Genomic DNA, 2,827 nt, shown 5'->3' with positions numbered 1-2,827 from the left:
TGTCTCGCCAGTCTTGCGGCTGATCGAACGTTCCCGCCCAGATGCCGGCCTTTCCCGCGCGGGCGATGGCTTCCTCGCTCTCGAAATCACCATAGGCAACCGCCCAGCCCGCCTCGACCTGCGCGCGGTTGAGATCCTTGCCACCGGCGGTGCAGTCGCCGAGCAGCCGGCCATAACGATCACGCTGCCAGCCGGTACAAGAGACGGGCTTGCCGGCAATCAGGCGAACGAGCGACTGACGCGCAAGCGTGCCGCAGGAATAGTCGGCGCCGTTCTTGCGGCAGGTTTGCGTATATTCTGGAGCATCGATGCCGCGCATGCGGATACGCTCGGTGCCAAGCGTGATCGAATCGCCGTCGTTGATGATTGCCACGCCTTGCGTCTTGCGTGTCTCCACCCGGTCGAGGCGGGCCGCCAGCAGGATCAACAGTCCGAGGATGACGACGGCAAGCCCGTAATCCACCAGCCGGCGCCACAGGCTTCTGGGGCGCGCAACGTATCGCCGGCGCGGCCTCGGCGACCATGAACGGCTCATATGGCAAACGGTTGGTTAATCATTCGAACGTAGCTTAACACTTGGAAACCGCTGCTCGCATAAATTGAAGTTTTGATGCCCTTGCAACGCTCGAACACAGCGGACAAGTTCATTGTGGACCGCAGGAAACCTCATCGCAACAGCGATGTGGCGCGCGCGGTGCGCAAGACGCGTGACCGTCTTTCGCAGCAGGCCGGCAATCTCGACTTCGATCGCGAATTGCTGAAGCTGCATGCCCGCGCGATGACAAGCGGCGCCATCGCCATCCCGCTTCTCGTGCTGGCGATGGCTGCGGGTGGCCGGCTGGCCGGAATCGGCAACGAGATCGGGCTTTGGGCGCTGTTCACCCTGACCTGCTACACGATCGTTGCCTTCATGGCGCGGCGCATCGAGCGCACTGAAGCTTCCGAGCTCAACCCTTTGCAAGCACGACGGGAATTCCTGATCGGTCATTTCCTGTGCGGTCTCGGCTGGGCATGGTTCGTGTGGCTTGGCTGCAGCGTCTGCGAGGTCGATCCATTCCACATCGTCAAGGCCGTGGTGCTGTTGTTCGCCATGGCGGCGACCGCGGTGATGACCTCGTCTCTGCGCGGGGCGCTGCTGGCGACCTTTGCCGTTCCCGTGGCGCTCTACGCCTATGCCGGCGTCAAGCTATGGATGCCGGTCGAGGCGATCATGGCCGCGCTGCTGGTCGTGTCGCTGCCGTTCTTGGACTATGTGGCCCGTCATCTCAACCACTCGTCCCTCATGATGTTGTCGTTCCGCTCCGAAAAGGATGCGCTCATCGCCGAACTGGAGACGGCGAAATCGATGTCGGACGAGGCGCGGCGGCGGGCCGAGGACGCCAATCTGGCGAAATCGCGGTTCCTCGCTTCGATGAGCCACGAATTGCGTACGCCGCTCAACGCCATTCTCGGTTTTTCCGAGGTGATGTCGAACGAAGTGCTGGGGCCGATGAGCAATCCCACCTATCGCGACTACGCCCATGACGTGCACGAATCCGGCCAGCATCTGCTCGACCTGATCAACGAGATTCTCGACCTGTCGCGCATCGAAGCCGGCCGCTACCAGCTCAACGAAGAGCCGGTGATGCTGCTTGGTATCGTCGAGGACTGCTGTCACATGATGGAGTTGAGGGCGCGCAACAAGGATATCCGGGTCGTCCAGGATTTCGAGCACGAGCTACCGCGCCTTTTCGCCGATGAGCGTGCGGTGCGGCAGATCACGCTCAACCTTCTGTCGAATGCGATAAAATTCACCGCCACCGGCGGCGAAATCCGTGTTCGTGTCGGCTGGACGGCGGGTGGCGGACAGTACATTTCGATCAAGGACAATGGCCCGGGCATACCGGAAGACGAGATCCCGATCGTGCTTTCCGCCTTCGGCCAGGGCTCCATTGCCATCAAGAGCGCCGAGCAAGGCACCGGGCTTGGCCTGCCGATCGTGCAAGGGCTGCTCGCCATGCATGGCGGCGAGTTCGAACTTCATTCCAAGCTGCGCGAAGGGACCGAGGCGATCGCCATCTTCCCGCTCAGCCGGGTGATGGAGGAGCTGCCAGCACTGCCGACCGCGGCGGTCGCAGCTCGGCGTCGGTAGGCGTCGCGGCGAACTGTGTCGATGGCCAGTTAGAAGGACGGCATCCCACGATGGCGGAAGGTGACTGGCATGTCGGTGGCACAGAGATCAACTCGGACCGCCTTCGCTTGAGGCCGTTTACAGCCGACGACGCTGAAGACCTCTTTGTCGCCATCACTCCCGCCATCACCCGTTTCATGCAGTGGGAACCACCTCGATCACTGGCGGCCTTTGCCGAAGTATGGCGATCCTGGCTGTCGCCAATCCAGGATGGATCGGATTTGCACTTTGTTGTGCGTGCATTGGTGGACGATCGCTGTCTGGGACTTGTCGGCCTTCATGCAGCGAAGACCGTGTGTCCCGAACTCGGGATCTGGATCAGGGAAGACGCTCAAGGAAACGGCATTGGCCAAGAGGCGATTGCTGCTGTCGCGCAGTGGGCCTCCGAGGCACTCGAACCGGACTGCTTCGAATATCCGGTAGCCGAAAGGAACGTGGCCAGCAGAAGAATAGCGGAACGCCTTGGAGGCGTAATAGTCGGCAGCCGCTCCAGCCCAAAATACAACGCTGTCGTCTATCGCATTCGCAATCTCCGGCGCTAGCAGGTCAAGACTCTAACCGCGTACCGCCGCAGCCATGCCCGAACTGGTCAGCGCAGCGGCCTTGACCAGACCCGCGGCAAGGGCGGCCCCTGCCCCTTCGCCATGGCTGATGCCC

Annotated in this window: 3 protein-coding genes; 2 read left to right on the top strand and 1 reads right to left on the bottom strand. The window is 62.0% G+C overall.

The genetic code is table 11. From position 1 onward, the window contains the following. On the bottom strand, positions 1–535 hold a 535-nt coding region (locus EOC06_RS33800), incomplete at its 3' end, for a thermonuclease family protein (RefSeq protein ID WP_206631317.1). A gap of 75 nt (positions 536–610) precedes the next feature. Between EOC06_RS33800 and EOC06_RS33795 the strand changes: the two genes are divergently transcribed. Continuing rightward, positions 611–2,131: a HAMP domain-containing sensor histidine kinase gene (locus tag EOC06_RS33795; RefSeq protein ID WP_128309839.1), complete on the top strand. Its 1,521-nt coding sequence runs from the start codon at positions 611–613 to the stop codon at positions 2,129–2,131. Between the two features lie 50 nt (positions 2,132–2,181). Next, the gene (locus tag EOC06_RS33790; protein WP_128309838.1) at positions 2,182–2,712 is read left to right on the top strand and encodes a GNAT family N-acetyltransferase; all 531 of its coding nucleotides are present in this window, start codon (positions 2,182–2,184) and stop codon (positions 2,710–2,712) included. The last annotated feature ends 115 nt before the right edge of the window (positions 2,713–2,827 follow it).

Origin of the sequence: Mesorhizobium sp. M7A.F.Ca.MR.362.00.0.0 (genome assembly GCF_004023175.1) — a bacterium.
Classification (GTDB): domain Bacteria; phylum Pseudomonadota; class Alphaproteobacteria; order Rhizobiales; family Rhizobiaceae; genus Mesorhizobium.
This window is presented reverse-complemented; position numbering and strand designations above follow the sequence as displayed.